Origin of the sequence: Thiogranum longum, assembly GCF_004339085.1 — a bacterium.
GTDB lineage: Bacteria > Pseudomonadota > Gammaproteobacteria > DSM-19610 > DSM-19610 > Thiogranum > Thiogranum longum.
Genome location: NZ_SMFX01000001.1, coordinates 292841 through 310382, shown reverse-complemented (window position 1 = coordinate 310382; position 17542 = coordinate 292841). Strand labels below are relative to the sequence as shown.

Here is a 17542-nt window from a genome sequence, read left to right as displayed (position 1 = left end):
CCGCAGCCTCGCAAGCGGAATCTGCTTACCCTATACTCAGAAAATCTGATCGGTCCAGGGAAACTCATGCTAATCAAAATATTCACGATTGCCGTACTTATCGCTATTGTCGCCAGCCTGCTGAGCGGCATGATCTTCATGGTTCGAGACAAGGGAAAATCGACTCGCACAGTCAAGGCGCTGACCATGAGGATTGCCCTGTCTGTTTCTCTCTTCGGGTTACTCATGCTGGCCATTGCCACCGGCCATCTCAAACCACACGGCATCTACCCGGCAAATCACCCTGTCAATTCACAGGCACGTATCGCAAAGTAGATACCAGCCCCGCATAAAAAAGGCGCCCCGCAGGGCGCCTTTTTTCATTATAACCGACTGTCAGAGCACATAGACAAAAATAAACAAGCCAAGCCAGACGACATCGACAAAGTGCCAGTACCAGGCAACCGCCTCAAAAGCAAAATGATGATCTGCCGTGAAGTGCCCTTTCATGCTGCGCAGCATGATGATGGTCAGCATTATGGCACCAATGGTTACGTGCATCCCATGGAAGCCGGTCAACATGTAGAATGTTGACCCATAGATGCCTGAAGCCAGTGTCAGATTCATCTCGTGGTAGGCGTGTGAATATTCATAAATCTGGAAACCAAGGAAGGTGAAGCCCAGCACCACGGTTGCCAGCAACCACAAAACAAGCGCGCTACGCTGCCCCTTCTTCAAGGCCCAATGGGCGAATGTGATGGTTACACCACTACTCAAAAGTAAAAGTGTATTGATGGCCGGTATACCCCAAGCCCCCATGGCCTCGTACTCACCGCCCATATCACCCGGACCGTTAGTTGGCCAGGCTGCTTCCCAGCCACTCCACAGGAACTCATTGGTCTCCACATCCGCTCCACCCAGCCACGGCACGGACAAAACACGCGCGTAGTACAGTGCGCCGAAGAAGGCCGCGAAGAACATGACTTCCGAGAAGATAAACCAGCTCATTCCCCAGCGGAATGACTTGTCGACCTGTTCGTTGTACATACCGGCCTGACTTTCGCGTATAACCGTGCCAAACCAGCCAAACATCATCAGCAGTGTGATGCCCAGACCTGCCAGCATCATCGTCATGCCCACACTGGAACCATTCAGAAAATTGGCAAATCCGACCACCAGTGTCGTCAGGCCGATGGATCCTATAATCGGCCAACTGGTGCCGTGGGGTACATAATAGCCACCATGCGCTTCGCTCATTCCAGCATCCTCTTTAAATAGTATTAGTTCAACAGCTTGTTTTTATCGAAGAAAGTGTAGGCCAGAGTGACCTCTTCTATCTCTTCCGGAAGCTCCGTGTCGACCATGAACAACAATGGCATATCACGCTCTTCACCTGCTTCAAATTTTTGTTCTGTAAAACAGAAACACTCTGTTTTTTTGAAATGGCTCGCCGCAATCCCTGGCGTCACGCTCGGTATAGCCTGTCCAACCATAGCCTGACCGGTACGATTGCGTGCCACAAAAGACGTGCGGTACATCTTGCCTGGATGGACTTCCATTCGCACACGTACAGGCCGAAAATCCCAGGGCATATCCTCGTTCACGCTTGCCAGAAACTCGACCATAACCGTACGCGAAAGATCCGGTTCAACAACAACAGCCCTGGCAGGGCCGTCTGCTGTTTTCCCGTTAAGCCCGGTAATATCACAAAACACGCTATACAGCGGCACAAGAGCAAACACGAAACCGAACATACCGGCCACCAGAAACAGCAGCCGTTTTACAGTCCGACGATTCGCCTGCCCCAAATCATTTTCCGGCATTTACAGGGATCCGTTCGCGGTAAGCCACATGAAACCGAAGTACAACACAACGGCTATCATGCCAAGCATTACTGCCATAATACGTGCGCGTTTACTCATGCCTTGCTCATTCATAAAACTTCCTTTGAACTCCGGGCAGCCATAGTGACACTGCCCGGAGCCACTACTACACTTACTTGACTTCAGGCGCCGTCGTAAAACTGTGATAAGGCGGTGGCGAACTCAGTGTCCACTCCAGTCCGTTGGCGCCTTCCCATACCCGGTCAGTTGCCTTCTCACCGCCTCTTATCGTCTTGAATACGATATAGACAAATAACAACTGGGTCAGTCCGAATGCAAAACCGCCAATACTCGAAATCTGGTTAAACTCGGTGAACTGAGGCGAGTAATCAGGGATACGACGCGGCATACCGGCCAGCCCGAGGAAGTGCTGGGGGAAAAACAGCACATTCACGAAAATCGTCGACAACCAGAAGTGCAGTTTGCCGAGCTTTTCGTTGTACATGTTGCCCGTCCATTTCGGCATCCAGTAATAGGCCGCCGCCATGATCGAGAACACCGCACCCGTCACCAGCACGTAGTGGAAATGCGCCACCACGAAATAGGTGTCGTGGTACTGGAAGTCAACCGGCGTAATGGCAAGCATCAGGCCCGAGAAACCACCGATGGTGAACATCACCACAAAACCGATAGCAAACAGCATCGGCGTTTCAAACGTCATGGAACCCTTCCACATGGTGGAAACCCAGTTAAAGACTTTCACACCGGTCGGAACCGCAATCAGCATGGTGGCATACATAAAGAACAATTCACCGGTCAACGGCATTCCCACCGTAAACATATGGTGCGCCCACACGATAAAGGACAGGAAAGCGATCGATGATGTGGCGTACACCATGGAACTGTAGCCGAACAATGGCTTGCGTGCGAAGGTCGGGATGATCTGCGACACAATACCGAATGCCGGCAGGATCATGATATACACCTCGGGGTGACCAAAGAACCAGAAGATATGCTGGAACATAACCGGGTCACCGCCACCGGCGGCATCAAAGAACGAGGTATCGAAGAATCTGTCTGTCAGCAGCATGGTGACAGAACCAGCGAGCACCGGCATAACCGCGATTAACAGGTAGGCCGTAATCAACCAGGTCCATACAAACAAGGGCATCTTCATCAATGTCATGCCGGGTGCACGCATGTTGACTATGGTCACCACGATATTGATAGCGCCCATAATGGACGATATGCCCATCAGGTGAACCGAGAAGATCAGGAACGGAAATGCGTTGCCGGTTTGCAGAACCAGTGGCGGATACATGGTCCAGCCACCCGCCGGGGCACCACCTTCCATAAACAGTGTCGAAAGCAGCATGGTAAAGGCAAACGGGAGGATCCAGAAACTCCAGTTATTCATCCTCGGCAACGCCATGTCCGGGGCCCCGATCATCATCGGCACCAGCCAGTTGGCGAGCCCGACAAAACCCGGCATAACGGCACCGAAAATCATGATCAGCGCGTGCATGGTTGTCATGGAATTAAAGAACTGCGGCTCGACAAACTGCAATCCGGGCTCGAACAGTTCTGCGCGAATTACCATCGCCATGGCGCCACCCACCATAAACATAAGCAGCGAGAACAACAGGTACAGGGTACCAATGTCCTTGTGATTGGTAGTAAAGACCCAGCGCAATAGTCCGCTTGCAGGTCCGTGATGATCGTCATGTGCTGTTGCAGTACTCATTACTTCTTCTCCTCCACGGCCCTTAACGGGCAGCCTTTACATCTGAGGGTTGAACCAGATCACCGGTATTGTTACCCAAGGAATTACGCTGGTAGGTTATGACGGCAGCGATATCGATATCATTCAACTGACCGGCAAAAGACGCCATGGCTGTGCCGGATTTGCCATTCATGACAATACTTACATGTCCTGCCGCCGGGCCTGTAGCGATTGCACTGCCCTTGATTGCGGGGAATGCCCCGGGCACACCTTCACCGTTTGCCTGGTGGCAGGCTGCACAGTTGGCCTTATAGACCTTCTCTCCACGCGCCACCAAATCCGCCTTGACCCATGCCTTACCCGCTGCCGCAACATCTGCGTCAGCGGCTGACTTCTGATCACTCACCCACTGCGCATAATCTGCGTCATTCTTGGCGACAACCACAATCGGCATAAAGCCGTGGTCCTTGCCGCAAAGCTCGGCACACTGCCCGCGGTAGGTACCCTCTTTTTCAACCTTGATCCATATCGCGTTAATGAAGCCCGGGATCGCATCTTTTTTCATTCCAAGCTGCGGCACCCACCAGGCGTGAATCACATCATTGGCCGTAATAAGCAGGCGAACTTTCTTGTTCACAGGAACGACAAGCGGGTTATCCACTTCGAGAAGATAATTTTCACCCTTGTCAGCCAGGTTATAAATCTGGTCGTGTGGTGTGGACAATGAGCTGATGAAGCTGATGTCATCATCAATATACTCATAACCCCATTTCCACTGGTACCCCGTCACCTTGATACTGAGGTCCGAGTTGCTGGTATCTTCCATATTAACCAGCGCCTTGGTTGCAGGAATCGCCATACCTACCAGGATAAGGAACGGAACCACAGTCCAGAGAATCTCGACAGTAGTGCTTTCATGGAACTGCGAAGCCACCGCACCTTTTGATTTGCGGTGTTTGATGATCGATATAAACATGGCACCGAAAACTACTACTGCAATCGCTACACACAACCAGAAAATCAGCATGTGAAGGTTGTAAGCTTCCTGACTGATCGGTGTAACGCCACGCGGCAGATTGAGGCCATATTCGGCAGACGCGCCATTTGCAAACAGCATTGCCAGCGCACCTGTCATTGCCGAGAGCAATCGTTTCATTCTTGTAACCAACATACCACTGTGTCTCCTTCCAAATCCTGAACCTGAATCTCGAAAAATTATTGTTTTGTAACCCTGCAACTCATTTCACTAACCAAGCACTTCACGCAGTTGAAGCGCGAGTTTTCGCTTTTCCTGCTCCGTCAGATACTCGCCTATCTCTGTACTGCGACCGTGCGACCCGAGAAACAATCGCGAAGGATGCCCCTTGATGTTTGCTGCCTCGAAATGAACTCGCACCCAGGCCCGCTGAAAACTGCTGCGATTCTGTATCCTGTTTACACATTCAACGATATCAACATAATTATCATGGATATTCAACATCTGCCAGCGCATGCTGCGGCGCGCCACTACATACAGCGCGATACCAAGTACAAGCATTTCCAGACCGGCAAACGGGAGAATCAACCACATTCCTTTCATTGCAAATGCAATTGCAATACTGAACGAAACGATAACCATCCCCAGGTAAAACTGCACCGTTTCCCGCCAGGGTAAGGAACAATTTGGCCGGATCATGATCCGCTGAGAAGCGTTGAAACTGTCAAACTGGGTTGCAACCACCGCACTACCTCTTACAAACCATCCGGGCCACGAAATAACCGCAGTTTCGTGCACTGGGCCGCATGCTACAGCACCGCACAAATCAGGTGCAAAAAAATTTAAAATTTATGGTCATAAATATTAGCTATATCAGATACTTGTAAACCATTATATAGTTATTTGCTAATACGCTTATATTGCTCAGGGAAAGCGCGGCAGCGCTTGTGATTTAGCCCGGCAAACAGCACTCTTCACCCGGACACCTGCCATCATACTCGACAGATTTTACTCACTATTCCCGGCCCCGCGCACTGGAAAGCATTCAAGTGACTGTCATTACAGCCGAAACATCAGATAGACATACGTATACGCCGCCAGATTCCATTAAGAATGTCGGCAGGGAAAATGCTATGACCAAGTTAACAACCAGCCTGCTGGCACTTGCCATGCTGTTATCGACTGCCCTGGCCCATGCAGCCGGTGAAGCCATGTTCGAACGTAAACTCACCAGCGCCGAAGCCGGTGATGCAGAAGCCCAGTATGATGTCGGCTACCGGTACGAGAAAGGCCGCGGCACAGACGAAGACGAAGAACTCGCGCTGGAATGGTATATGCGTGCAGCTGACCAGGGAATTGCCAAGGCGCAGTACAAAGTCGGCACCTTCTACATGAAAGGAATTGCTGTCGATAAAGACCTGCAACAGGCAAAGACCTGGCTACAAAAATCTGCCGATCTCGGCTATGCACCAGCCCAGTACCAGCTTGGAAAACTGTATTCCATGGCTGGCGCAGGGCGTGATTACCGAATGGCGGTATCCTGGCTGCAGAAAGCGCAAGACAATGGTTACGAGCCCGCCACGCCGGAACTGAACAAGGTCAAACGTTACCTCAATTAATTTATAACCGCCTGCAGGTCAATACAGCGCGCATGCTGCATCAGGGTCTGAGCATCTTCCGCATAGGCCAGTTCAAGCAGCAGGGGTGCGCCCAGGCGCTCCCTTAATGCCGCAATATTTTCATCTGCACACAAACAATCGTCATCCAGCCGGTTAGCGACCCAACCAACCAATTCGAGGCCACTTAGACGGATCGCTGCCGCGCTGAGCAAGGCATGATTCAGGCAGCCCAGTCTGACAGGCACCACCAGAACAACAGGCAACCCCAGGACTCTGGCAACATCGGCCATGGTTTGCCTTGTGCTAATCGGCACCAGCCAGCCACCTACGCCTTCGACAACAATACGGTCCGCCACACCACACAGCTGTTCGAAGGCTGATTCAATAACCGCCAAATCAATTTGCACCCCTTCGGTTCTTGCTGCGATGTGTGGTGCAACCGGCGCTTCGAAAGCATAGGGATTAACCCGCTGGTATGGCAGATCCAGTGTGGAAGCCTGCATCAGGTGTAGCGCATCGGCATTTCTGGGACCTTCCCGGGTCAGATCGCAACCGCTTGCTACCGGCTTCATTACAGCAACGGTCTTCCCTGCAGTTCGTATCGCCTCAACAATGCCCACACTCACCACTGTCTTGCCGGCATCGGTATCTGTTCCCGTCACAAAAATGCCCTGGGTCATGGCAGATTACCGGTTTCCAGAGAAACGCTTATCTCATTCCCGCTCACCCAGGCATGTCCATTCACAACTTCATAACTGGCTGGCAAAACACCATCACACCGGAATTTTTCGTAAGCCTCGATCAACTGTTGTAAATGATGTTTCCCGGTCAGACCGCGTGGTCGTCCACCGGTTACGTTGTGAGCGCCAACCTGCTTGAGCTCACGCATCAGCTTCCAGACATCGGGGTAAGTCATGGTCAGGCGTTCTACATCCATAACCGGGTCTGCAAAGCGGGTGCGCACCAGCGCATCACCAACATCGTGCATATCAAGAAAGGTATTGACGTGAGCATAGCGGTCTACTTCACGCCAGCTTTCGCGCAACTCCCTGAGCGTGTCTGGCCCGAAGCTTGAGAACAGCAACAAGCCACCCGGCCTCAGTACGCGACGCAACTCACTGAATACCGCATCCAGGTCAATGCACCACTGCAGCATCAGGTTGGAAAACACCATGTCAAAACTGTTGTCCCCAAATGGCAGTCTCTCGGCATCAGCACAAACGCATTGCGGCCGCCGCAACCAGCGCCCACGCTGGCGCGCACGCTTCAGCATGGGGGGTGCAATATCCAGCGCAACAACCCTGGCCTTTCGATAGCGATTATTCAAGCCGTCGATACACTGGCCCGTACCGCTACCCAGGTCGAGAATATCCTGCGGCTGTATTTTCATAACATCCAGTCGCTCAAGCAGACGCGAGCCAACCTCGCGCTGCAATACAGCTGCCTCATCATAGCTGTCTGCCGCCAGACCAAAGCTTCGCCTCGCCTGGGCCTTGTCAGGCAAACCACCCGGGTCACGAGACATTGGCAACTCCATCATCTGATCCGAACCAGCGCCTGGCGACTTCTACGCAGACGTCCGGGTGGGACAAAAAAGGAGTGTGACCCGCCCCCTCCACTACAACGCTGTGATCCTTTTCGAACAGAGCTGCCACCGAGGCGGGTACCAGCGTGTCGCGCTCACCGAATACACCAAACAAGGGAACATCGGCTTCCCCGAGCTGTTTACGCAGGTCTGTTTCCTGCAAGAATTCCAGGCCGGTGCGCAACGCAGCTGCTTCCGCAGGGGGCCGCTGCTTCAGTTCGTGACGCAGCTGTCTCAATAATTCACTACTCTGTTCGGAGCTACGCACCTGTAACGAAAGAAAGCGTGCCAGCGTCTTCATCGCATCTGCTTCCAGGTTACTGGCGAATTGCTCAAAAATAGTTTTCTCGATCGCACAGGACCAATCCGGCGCCGTGACAAATTTTGGCGTCGAAGCCATCAACATCAACCCCTGCAGCCGCTGCGGCGCACGTTGCGCAGCCGCCAGTGCAACCAGCCCGCCCAGTGACCAGCCTATCCAGCAGGCTGATTGCGGGGTGCAATCAAGTACCTGTCTCGCCCAGTCATTCAGCGAAACAGGAGCGTCCCAGTCACTGTTACCGTGCCCGGGCAAATCAACCACGCTGACATGAAAATATTCGCCGAGCTGTTCGGCGAATATCCGCAACAGTCCGCCGTGCATACCCCAACCATGCAACAGCACCAGCTCAGGACCCTGACCGTATTCGTCACGATGCAGCATTCATCACCTCCCGATAGCTCTTGCCAAGCACATCGAGCAGCCGGTCTACCTGTTCAGGAGTATGCTGTGCTGACAGGGTAATGCGCAGACGGGCCGCACCTTCCGGCACGGTTGGAGGGCGAATCACGCCCGCCAGTATGCCCTGTCGGCGCAAGGCATCTCCCAGGCCCAGCGCCATCGCCGCATCTCCGACCTGCAATGGCTGTATGGGTGTCAATGACGCCATTAACGGCAATTCAAGTTGTGCCGCAGCCGTGCGGAAACGCTTGATTAACTCATTCAGGTGTGTGCGCAGGTCGTCTCCTTCCCGGACAAGACGCAAGGCTGTACGCGTTGCCCACGCCACGGCCGGCGGTGTCGCTGTTGTATAGACATAGGTGCGGGACTGCTGAACCAGCGTCTCGATCAATGCATCAGACCCGGCAACAAAAGCACCAAACGTTCCCAGCGCCTTGCCGAGTGTTGCCATCAGAACAGTATTCGCGGCGCCCTCACCGACCTGGCTCTTGAGCCAGCCGCCACCCTGTTCGCCCAGCACACCGAATCCGTGCGCGTCATCTGCCAGCAACCAGGCATCATGCCGATTGCACAGCGCCTGCATGTCCGCCAGCGGCGCACAGTCACCATCCATACTGAACACCGCATCGGTTGCGACGAGTGTGTCACCACTACTCACACCGCTCAGACGCCGCGCCAGACTATCCATATCGGTGTGTCGGTAACGCACCAGCCTTGCCCCGCTAAGCTGAGCGGCATCGATGAGAGACGCGTGGTTGAGACGGTCCTCGACCAGTGTGTCACCGCGCCGGAGCAAGGCCGAAGCGATACCCAGATTCGCCATGTAACCAGTCGAGAAAAGCAATGCGCGCGGCCTGCCGGTAAATGCCGCCAGATCCTCTTCCAGCGCCTGGTGTGCATAGCTGTGACCGGTTATAAGGTGCGCCGCACCGCTACCGACTCCGAAGCGCCGTGCACCTTCTGCCAGAGCCCTGACCAGGGCAGGGTGATTCGCAAGGCCAAGATAGTCATTACTGCAAAAGGAAAGGTATGGCGTGCCATCGACCGTGATTTCAACGCCCTGCGGGGTACCCAGCGTCTGTCGCTGACGGTACAGGTGCTGCTGCCTGCGACGCTCCAGCGCGGGAACAAGATCGCGCACCAGCGATCACACCGGGCGCAGGCCAAGCCTGTCGAACAGGCGGCGATCGTGGTCCGCCTCGGGGTTGCCTGTGGTCAACAGTTTTTCACCGTAAAAGATTGAATTCGCACCGGCCATAAAGCATAACGCCTGCATTTCGTCACTCATCATTTCACGACCGGCAGACAAGCGAACATGTGACGTCGGCATCAGGATGCGCGCCACCGCCAGCGTACGAATAAATTCAAACGGGTCGATCGGCTCGACGTCATCCAGTGGTGTACCTTCCACCTGTACCAGCATATTGACCGGTACACTCTCGGGGTGCGGCTTCTGTTTTGCCAGCTGCTCAAGCAGGGATACGCGGTCCGCGCGCCCTTCACCCATCCCGACAATTCCCCCGCAGCAGACATGGATGCCGGCCTCTCGTACATTCCCGAGCGTCTCCAGGCGGTCCTGGTAGGTACGGGTGGAGATAATATCTCCGTAAAATTCAGGCGAGGTATCCAGGTTATGGTTGTAGTAATCCAGCCCTGCCCCGGCCAGGCGGTTTGCCTGTTCGCCATCCAGCATACCCAGTGTCACACAGGTTTCGAGGCCTTCTTCGCGTACCCGTTCCACCATTTCCAGTACGCGCTCGAAATTTTTACCGCGCGGGTTACGCCACGCCGCACCCATACAAAAACGGCTGGCGCCGGCCTGTTTGGCGGCGCGCGCGGCCTCAATGACCGCTTCGACATCCATCAGCTTTTCCGGCTCTACCGCCGTTTCGTGATGAACACTCTGCGGACAATAGCCGCAATCCTCGGGACAACCTCCCGTTTTGATACTTAGCAGGGTGCTTACCTGTACCTCGTTGGGATCGAAGTGCTGGCGGTGCACCTGCTGCGCACGAAACAGCAGATCATTAAACGATAACTCGAACAAACTCCGTATTTCGTCCTGTTGCCAGTCAAAACGTAATGCAGCAGGTTCCTGGCGGGTTACTTCGTCAGTGGCTGTGTGATTCATGAGACTCCACGGGCAGTTCTGTATCCGTCCAGTTGTCCTTGTGAATACGTATCAAATCCACAATTGACCAGGGGATAAGGATCAGGGCTGTAAACGCCCAGGCAATGAGGTACCAGGTCCAGTCTTCGCCCGGGATAAATGTCGCTGCCGCCACAAAAAAACCGGTAATCGCATAAAATCGATAGGCGGCCTGTTGCGTGTAATGGCCAACCTTTTCATTCGGGTGGTGCCGGTTCATGGCATAGACCAGCATCGACAGACCCAGCCATAACATCCCGAGTGGTATAGGAACCAGAACCGCAAGAATATTGCCGTAATTGAACAGCGCGGCCGCACGTCGGGCCTTACGACCCGGGAGTCGTACCGGTATACTCTGACCCAGTGGAGAGATTTCGGATTCGGTCATTGGCTTCAATGAGATAGACTGCGACTAACAAGGTCGGACTATGCTTGCTGCGACCACTCAATGTCAACCAGGGAAGGTTGTCTATGGTTTACAACTGGCTAAATATAACGCGAAACTGGCTATTTCCGGCCTCCTGCCGGTTATGCGCTGCAGCAACACACCATGAGCTATCAATCTGCCACCACTGCTACCGGGAACTCCCGTGGCTTCCACCAGGATGCACTACCTGCGCCACGCCGCAACCAACGGCCGGGAATCTCACGCAATGTGAAGCCTGTTTGCGTCTGTCACCGGACCTGGATCGCGTCCTTGCGCTTTTCGAATACAGAGCTCCGGTTGATCAGTGGGTTCGCGGACTCAAGTTCCACGGTGACCTGACACTGGCAAAATTACTCGGGCAGCTACTGGCTGAACATGCCCCGGAAAGACAAAATGTATTGCTTGTACCGGTGCCTCTGCACCGTCATCGACTGCGCCAGAGAGGGTTCAACCAGGCACTGGAAATTGCGCGCCCGCTACGACGTCGTGGTTACAGGATAGATGCACACTGCTGCAGCCGAAAGCGGCATACTCCACCACAGTCGGAACTACCGGCAAAGGCACGCCTTCACAATCTGCATGATGCTTTCGAGGTACGGCACAGCGTAAAAGGCAACAACATCGTACTGATTGATGATGTTTTTACGACAGGCTCAACGCTCAACTCTCTGGCGGCCAGCCTCAAGGAGGCTGGCGCAGTGAAAGTAGAAGCCTGGGTCATTGCGCGAACAGCTGGTCCAGGAACGCGATAATCAACCTGCCTGAAGCAGGTTCAGGTCAGTGTATTGAAAGCCGTCAGTGTGTCCAGGAACGCAGCACTGGGCGGATTACCAAAACCGGTAAACAGATTACCGAAGTTTGCGCGATCACCATTCAGTGACATGTAATTCAGGATTAGTGTCTCGACCAGCAGGTTGACGTTGTTTGCTGCCGGACTGGATGTCGTCTCGACCGACCCGTCTGCACGAAAGTAGCCAATCTGCTGCCTGATTGCCGGTATTGCGCCATTGGGGTTATAGACCAGGAAGAAAGAGGCTGCGGTCGATGAGTTATCACCGGTCCAGACACCCTTGCCGCGCCCATCAACACTGTTATCAACGGTACCGTTGCTGGCCAATGAGCCATCACTGAACACATACATCATGAGTGGCACACCACGACGTGCGGCATATTCCAGGCAGGCGCCCATACAACGTCCTGCACGCAGATCACGAAGTTCACCTGTACTACGGTCGCCGGTGTGATAATCGTAACCACCCATTGCGATGGTACCCGCACCGGCGTGACCATCGACTACCATTTTCATGACCGAAGCGGTTTTACGGAATTCACCGTCACCGTTAAATTCAGCCGCAGTAAAGATACCCTGCGCAGGATTGGCCGGGTCGGCCCCGTCAACAATATCGCCATCAAGGGAAGGGTCAATGTTCACACCCGCAAACCGTTCAGCGATATCAGCCGCCTTGAGGTAACCACAGCGCACCAGGTCCTTGACGACAGCATCCGCGCCCGTATTGATTGTTCCTGCAAGACCGGTATTTGCCCAGCCCAGCTTGCTGTTGCTGATACGTGCAACTGACTCCATAACGGCGACAACATCTGCGGGATCACTGAGTATGCCGGTCAGATTTCCTGTATCCACCATACCCGTTACATCACTGGGGCGATCCACCTTGGTCGGGCGAACTTCTGTGTTAATCATATTCGCCGGCGACATGGAATTACCGCCGGAATCCGAGTTGCGTGATCCGACCAGCGTCACCACTCCCCCTGCTGCGCCTGCAGCAGCAATGCCGTACATCGGGTTGTGCGGATTGTTGCCGGTGTCATTATCGGAACGCGCCGGAATGACACAGCCATTAATGTTAGGGCCGCGACCGCCCGCCTTTTCCAGGATACCTCTCAGAAAAGCACTGTCAGAGTGGAAGGCCAGCCCCAATGTTGTATCCGTAAAGTCACCATTACTGGTGGCTGTTGCTGCGGCTTCCACGCCACCCGGTATCATATCCCCTGGCAAGCCCAGCTTGCTGTAACCGGCAGTAGTCAAAAAATCCATTTGCGTGTTGCGACCAACGAGCACATTGGAACCGGATATATTCGCACCACCCGCCAGATCAAAGCAGATAAAGGGGATTTTTCCACCGCCTATTCCGCCGAGCGAACACCCGATGCTACTCGCAAGCGTGGTCAGATCTGAGGAAAGTGCAGCCTGCGCCATGCGTGGGTTGGAAAACAGGCTGAAAATGGAGCCGCCCATGACCATGCCGGTACCCGAGATAAAGCCCTGGCGCAGAAAATCACGACGCGTTACCGGGCGCGAATGGTCCTGATGATAGAGCGGTTCGTCGGGACTCAGGTTTTTTGTACGTTTAGCCATTTTAGGATTCCCCGTTTCTCTATTGAACCAGAACTGCGGCACTGGCCAGCGCCGACCCGCACATTGCCTTGACAATTGCCTGTGTTCGCGCCACATCACAACCGGCAGGGCAGGCTGATGTCAGTCGATCGAACAGGTTATTGGTATTTGCCAGCGCACCGCCAAGATCGTAACCAATCAGTTCGGTCTTGACTTCATCCCGCGTTGGCGCATCGAGCAGATCATTGCTGGCGCCCTCTGCCAGTCCAATCATCTTGTCATACAGCGCATTCACAACCTGGTTTTTCGCAGGAGAATCACCTGAACCAAACGCTGTACTGACATCCTGCGTAAATCCAAAGGCACCAAAGAAAGTACTGCGTAATGCAGGGTCATCAACCAGAGCACTGCAATACTCTATAGACAGTTGCGCAATCCCCATCTGGTGTGCAGACAGGAAGCCATCCAGACTTTCCACTGCCGGCAGCTGTTGCCGTAGCGTCTGGAAGCTTGACTGCACGACCGTCGGGGCAACACCGGTCAGTGATGCCATGCTGGCATTAACCTCGTCAAAGGTGCGCACACCGATCCCGGACACAACCGGCGGCGGTGCCAGATCAGGTGGTGTCAGCGGTGAATTCTCGGTAAACGCATTCGACTGCGAACCCAGCTGCTCGAAAGTGAGGAAGAACTCATCCGAGGCCGGGCCGTTTTCAAGTGCGATAATAGTACCGCGATCCGACAATACCTGGCCCGTCAGCGGGTCATAACCGGCGCCGCCAATAACCGTATTCAGATTGTTCCATGCCTGACCAACCGTTGCCTCGCGGCCATTGATTCCGATTCGCATAGCCTGCAACGGGAAACTGGAAGGCGTTATTGCCGGATCCAGGTTGATGAAGAAGGGTTTGCTGAACAGGTAGCTGTATGAATCGTACTGACTAACTTCAAATACAATGTAGCTGTCAGGCAAGGCAATCACATCCCCAATGGAAAACAGCAGGAAGAACTTCTCACCGACACCTACATCGAAGTTCTGCAGGATCTGTTCCTGGGTGAGCGCGCGATTGTGAATGGCCAGCATACGAATCTGTCCGGCCCACTGGCGGTCACCGGATACCTCGTTTCCGAGCACGAGCGCAAAAGTATCATCCCACTCCGTCAGGTTACCCGGCGTAACAGGATCCATGTCATCGGTAAATACGCCATTGACATAAATCCGTCGCCCATTGATCGGGTCGAAAGTCACAACCACGTGTTGCAGAGTAGCCTGCAGATCCTCATCGGCATCAGCCGTTGACAGTGCCGGCTCACCATTTCCGTCCGTCGTACTCGATCGCTGCAGGAAGTCATAATTGTACTGGGTCTGACCCAGCGTAAAGTTGCGTGCAGTCGTGCTCGCCGAGTAACTAACGATCCGTGCGGGACCTTCCTGCGTCACGTTGGCCGGCGCAACCCAGGCTTCGATGGAATATTCACCCGTCGCCTTGATCAGGTCGCTCAATTTCTTGCTCGCCGTGGTTGAACCCTGGGCACGTCGACCGTTACCAAGCTCGATACCCCAACCACCGACCCAGCTGTTAGCATCGGTGAGTGTCAGGTGTAATGCAGGCTCAACACCGCTGGAATCGATGGCTACGTTACCAGACATGGATTTGAACTCGTACAGGGCGATCACATCTGATTCGTAACGACTGCCACCGCTTGCTACCACGCCATCCCCCACTGTCAGCGCCTTGCTGATAACCAGCGAGGGGTTTACGACTGTTGGTGAAACGGTATTGGCAAATGCTGTAATAGCAGCCTGCATATCACTTGCATCACTTGCACAACTGGCTGTCCAGCAATTATGCGCTTCATCACGCAAACGCACGACCAGCCGCGAGTTAGAAGGCGTATTGAGGTCCATCTTGGATTTGGCAGCCTCATAGGCATCGTCAGCAACCGGGCTTGCAAAGAAGGGGGATTGTGCTGTCGGAGATGAGTCCACATGACAGCCGGCACAGTTTGCTGTAAGCAGAGGCCATACTGTTGCGGTAAAATCCGACGAAGTCCCCGGGAAGTTTTTCGTTGCTCCCGGATCCTTTATGACCGGCGCGGTCAGCTGGATCTCGCGTTGTCCGCCTGACACGCCATTTGCCCATGCTTCTATATAATTCTGAATGATGGTTGCGCATGCCGCATCACTGGTCAGCCAGCAATTGTGCCCCCCGGCAACCTTGGTCACCAGGCGTGAACTGGCCGGTACATCCAGGTCCACGAGCGGTGTAGCTTCAGCATATGCCTGGTTAACATCGTCCTGCTGTACAAACGTAGGCGACTGAATACCAGGCACATGACAGGCTCCACAACGGTTTGACGCCCGCAATGGCTCCCAGACATTGACCTGAAACTCCCGAATATCCGTCGTCTGGGCAACAGGACCGGTATAGCTGGATGCACCCACAGATCCACCATTGCTTGTCTGCGGGTTTGAACTTGTCTCGGCACCACCACCACAGGCGGAAAGAATAGCCACTGACATCAGTACCGCAATCTGACGGAACACCCTGCCAGGAGCAGACATGTAACCCCATCGCACACTTTTCGAATACGTGCTCATAATCATCCCCTCACCTGTGACCGCCTAGTTGCCCGCGCACTGGGCAGCGGCTTCGGCGAATACCTGTTTCATGTTGTAGTTGGTCTGGTTGGTCAACACGTCTCGTAAAGCAACCATCTGTGCCTGACTTGGCTCATTCAGACACACTGTGCGGTAGGCCTTCCTGACCTGGCAGCCTGCGAAAGCAGTACTGTTTGCAAGCTCCTGCCCCAATGATGCCGCACCTTTACCATTTCCAGGGAGACCACTACTCCAGCCCAGTACCGCATTCTGGCCACTGCGCCAGTAGTTGTCCCACCGATCATCAGGCGTTATGTAACCGTACTCAAAATTGTCGGCATTGATGAGATATTTGGGTTGTACCTGGCCGGGTGTGTAAACCATCCTGCCCTGGCTTTCATCGTAGTTGTGGTAGGCAAATGCCTGAGCCATCGGATCCATGCCGGAATGACAACCGACGCAGGCATTGAGAAACAGGCGACTGTCACCACCCGGACTCCGACTGACGTCCTGACGAACCCTGTCTGCCGACCGTGTCGTATCCTTTACCTGCTCCAGGTCATTGCAGAGATGATTCAGCATAGTGAAGCGGAACATTGCGCGGTTGGTACCGTCAATAAAGAAGGCCTGCGCGGCAGCGCGGGTCGTCATAATGCCCGCCACACCCGCAACCGGAATACTGTTCTGGACCGACTGGGATACCGGAAACAGGTTGGACGTATCACTCAGGTCGACACTCAGGTCTTCCAGGTTCTCGTAATGCGTATTATCAGAAGGTGAATAGGCTGAAACACCGGAAATACTGCTATCACCAACATATACCGTGTCTGCAGAAAGCAGGGTATTAAAAGGAACATCATCCCTTATCATTCCTATTACGGTCGCCGTGTAATCATTCAGCGGATCAAAGACCGATTGCGCCTCATTTGTCCACGGCGTCGCAAAATTCTTCAGCGTCGTATTATAAAAATTGAAAGCGCGAGGGTTACGCGCAGGATCAATAGCAAGAATTGCAGCATCGACAGCACCACCAGGCCCGGTAATCTCGGCTTCCATTGCCGTCAGGACTGCAGGTGTTGGTGGCACGCCGGTCAGGCGGTCATGAATTCGCTTCGCTTGCAAACGCTCAGCATCACCTGCAAACGCCGATGAGGCTGCGCATGCCGTAAGGGCAAATATGATCAGGATGCCGCGAAAACTCGCCGCCCCCTTACCCCAAGCCGTATTCTGTTGTTGTTCGCACGTCAAAAACATTGAGACGCCCCTTCAAGTTTGGTTTTATCCAGTCCTGCTCCAAGCAATTACCGAACCACCCCGGTTCTACGCCCTTGTGATCGCAATATAGACCACGGGTTCTATAACAACTGTGAAACAGTTCTCACTTAGCGGCAAAACCTCCAGTCCATTTAACCCCCTGATCAGGAATTAAAATTAATTTCCCGGGAGTGTGACAGACGTCTCAGTTTCCTTACGGGATGACTGGCTATATTGCCAATACCACTGTATCGACCGGCTGTAGCTATATGAAGACGGTGTCGGCACCACACGACAGGACAGGCCCGGCACCGCAAGAACTGAGGCC

At 54.0% G+C, this 17542-nt stretch carries 17 protein-coding genes and 1 pseudogene; 4 read left to right on the top strand and 14 right to left on the bottom strand.

Annotation, left to right across the window (positions count from 1 at the left end; genetic code table 11):
* The first annotated feature begins 66 nt into the window (after window positions 1-66).
* The gene (locus tag DFR30_RS01475; protein WP_132970981.1) at window positions 67-315 is read left to right on the top strand and encodes a twin transmembrane helix small protein; all 249 of its coding nucleotides are present in this window, start codon (window positions 67-69) and stop codon (window positions 313-315) included.
* 60 nt (window positions 316-375) lie between these two features.
* On the opposite strand, the gene DFR30_RS01470 is transcribed toward DFR30_RS01475, so the two are convergent.
* From DFR30_RS01470 to DFR30_RS01450, 5 genes are all read right to left on the bottom strand, one after another.
* Complete coding sequence (locus DFR30_RS01470) at window positions 376-1236, bottom strand: cytochrome c oxidase subunit 3 (RefSeq protein WP_132970980.1); 861 nt, start codon at window positions 1234-1236, stop codon at window positions 376-378.
* Window positions 1237-1259: 23 nt separating this feature from the next.
* Window positions 1260-1802, bottom strand: coding sequence for a cytochrome c oxidase assembly protein (locus DFR30_RS01465; RefSeq protein WP_132970979.1), 543 nt, complete (start codon window positions 1800-1802; stop codon window positions 1260-1262).
* A 172-nt stretch (window positions 1803-1974) separates the two neighbouring features.
* Window positions 1975-3546 (bottom strand): cytochrome c oxidase subunit I, encoded by a 1572-nt coding sequence (gene ctaD / locus DFR30_RS01460; RefSeq protein ID WP_132970978.1) that lies wholly within the window; start codon window positions 3544-3546, stop codon window positions 1975-1977.
* A gap of 22 nt (window positions 3547-3568) precedes the next feature.
* Window positions 3569-4696 carry a cytochrome c oxidase subunit II gene (gene coxB, locus DFR30_RS01455; RefSeq protein WP_207891784.1) on the bottom strand — a complete coding sequence of 376 codons (1128 nt, stop codon included), beginning with the start codon at window positions 4694-4696 and terminating at the stop codon, window positions 3569-3571.
* 75 nt (window positions 4697-4771) lie between these two features.
* Entirely contained in the window at window positions 4772-5200 is a 429-nt protein-coding gene (locus DFR30_RS01450) for a DUF2244 domain-containing protein (RefSeq protein ID WP_132970977.1), read from the bottom strand.
* A 434-nt stretch (window positions 5201-5634) separates the two neighbouring features.
* Here DFR30_RS01450 and DFR30_RS01445 point away from each other — a divergent pair, with 434 nt between their 5' ends.
* Window positions 5635-6120 carry a tetratricopeptide repeat protein gene (locus DFR30_RS01445; protein ID WP_132970976.1) on the top strand — a complete coding sequence of 162 codons (486 nt, stop codon included), beginning with the start codon at window positions 5635-5637 and terminating at the stop codon, window positions 6118-6120.
* Here the strand turns inward: DFR30_RS01445 and bioD are convergent.
* The 6 genes from bioD to DFR30_RS01415 are packed head-to-tail and all read right to left on the bottom strand — an operon-like array spanning window position 6117 to window position 10963.
* Window positions 6117-6800 (bottom strand): dethiobiotin synthase, encoded by a 684-nt coding sequence (gene bioD, locus DFR30_RS01440; protein WP_132970975.1) that lies wholly within the window; start codon window positions 6798-6800, stop codon window positions 6117-6119. The two genes, DFR30_RS01445 and bioD, sit on opposite strands and share 4 nt — an antisense overlap.
* Window positions 6797-7645, bottom strand: coding sequence for a malonyl-ACP O-methyltransferase BioC (gene bioC / locus DFR30_RS01435; protein WP_132970974.1), 849 nt, complete (start codon window positions 7643-7645; stop codon window positions 6797-6799). The genes bioD and bioC overlap by 4 nt, the downstream gene beginning before the upstream one ends.
* Window positions 7635-8408 (bottom strand): pimeloyl-ACP methyl ester esterase BioH, encoded by a 774-nt coding sequence (gene bioH / locus DFR30_RS01430; protein ID WP_132970973.1) that lies wholly within the window; start codon window positions 8406-8408, stop codon window positions 7635-7637. Before bioH ends, bioC begins: the two co-directional genes overlap by 11 nt.
* Window positions 8395-9567, bottom strand: a complete 1173-nt coding sequence (gene bioF / locus DFR30_RS01425) for an 8-amino-7-oxononanoate synthase (protein WP_132970972.1) — start codon at window positions 9565-9567, stop codon at window positions 8395-8397. Before bioF ends, bioH begins: the two co-directional genes overlap by 14 nt.
* A gap of 6 nt (window positions 9568-9573) precedes the next feature.
* Window positions 9574-10557, bottom strand: coding sequence for a biotin synthase BioB (bioB, locus tag DFR30_RS01420; RefSeq protein WP_132970971.1), 984 nt, complete (start codon window positions 10555-10557; stop codon window positions 9574-9576).
* Window positions 10538-10963, bottom strand: coding sequence for a hypothetical protein (locus DFR30_RS01415; protein ID WP_132970970.1), 426 nt, complete (start codon window positions 10961-10963; stop codon window positions 10538-10540). Before DFR30_RS01415 ends, bioB begins: the two co-directional genes overlap by 20 nt.
* 83 nt (window positions 10964-11046) lie before the next feature.
* Between DFR30_RS01415 and DFR30_RS14725 the strand changes: the two are divergent.
* Both DFR30_RS14725 and DFR30_RS01410 read left to right on the top strand, forming a co-directional pair.
* Window positions 11047-11232, top strand: a pseudogene (locus DFR30_RS14725) (double zinc ribbon domain-containing protein); the annotation flags it as partial.
* Between the two features lie 9 nt (window positions 11233-11241).
* Entirely contained in the window at window positions 11242-11754 is a 513-nt protein-coding gene (locus DFR30_RS01410) for a ComF family protein (RefSeq protein WP_165869058.1), read from the top strand.
* 20 nt (window positions 11755-11774) lie between these two features.
* Here the strand turns inward: DFR30_RS01410 and DFR30_RS01405 are convergent, their stop codons facing one another.
* The 3 genes from DFR30_RS01405 to DFR30_RS01395 are packed head-to-tail and all read right to left on the bottom strand — an operon-like array spanning window position 11775 to window position 17082.
* On the bottom strand, window positions 11775-13379 hold the full coding sequence (locus tag DFR30_RS01405; protein WP_132970968.1) for a general secretion pathway protein GspF: 1605 nt from the start codon (window positions 13377-13379) through the stop codon (window positions 11775-11777).
* 19 nt (window positions 13380-13398) lie between these two features.
* Window positions 13399-15960, bottom strand: coding sequence for a LamG domain-containing protein (locus DFR30_RS01400; RefSeq protein ID WP_243640647.1), 2562 nt, complete (start codon window positions 15958-15960; stop codon window positions 13399-13401).
* A 24-nt stretch (window positions 15961-15984) separates the two neighbouring features.
* Window positions 15985-17082 (bottom strand): hypothetical protein, encoded by a 1098-nt coding sequence (locus DFR30_RS01395; protein WP_207891783.1) that lies wholly within the window; start codon window positions 17080-17082, stop codon window positions 15985-15987.
* Window positions 17083-17542 lie beyond the last annotated feature (460 nt).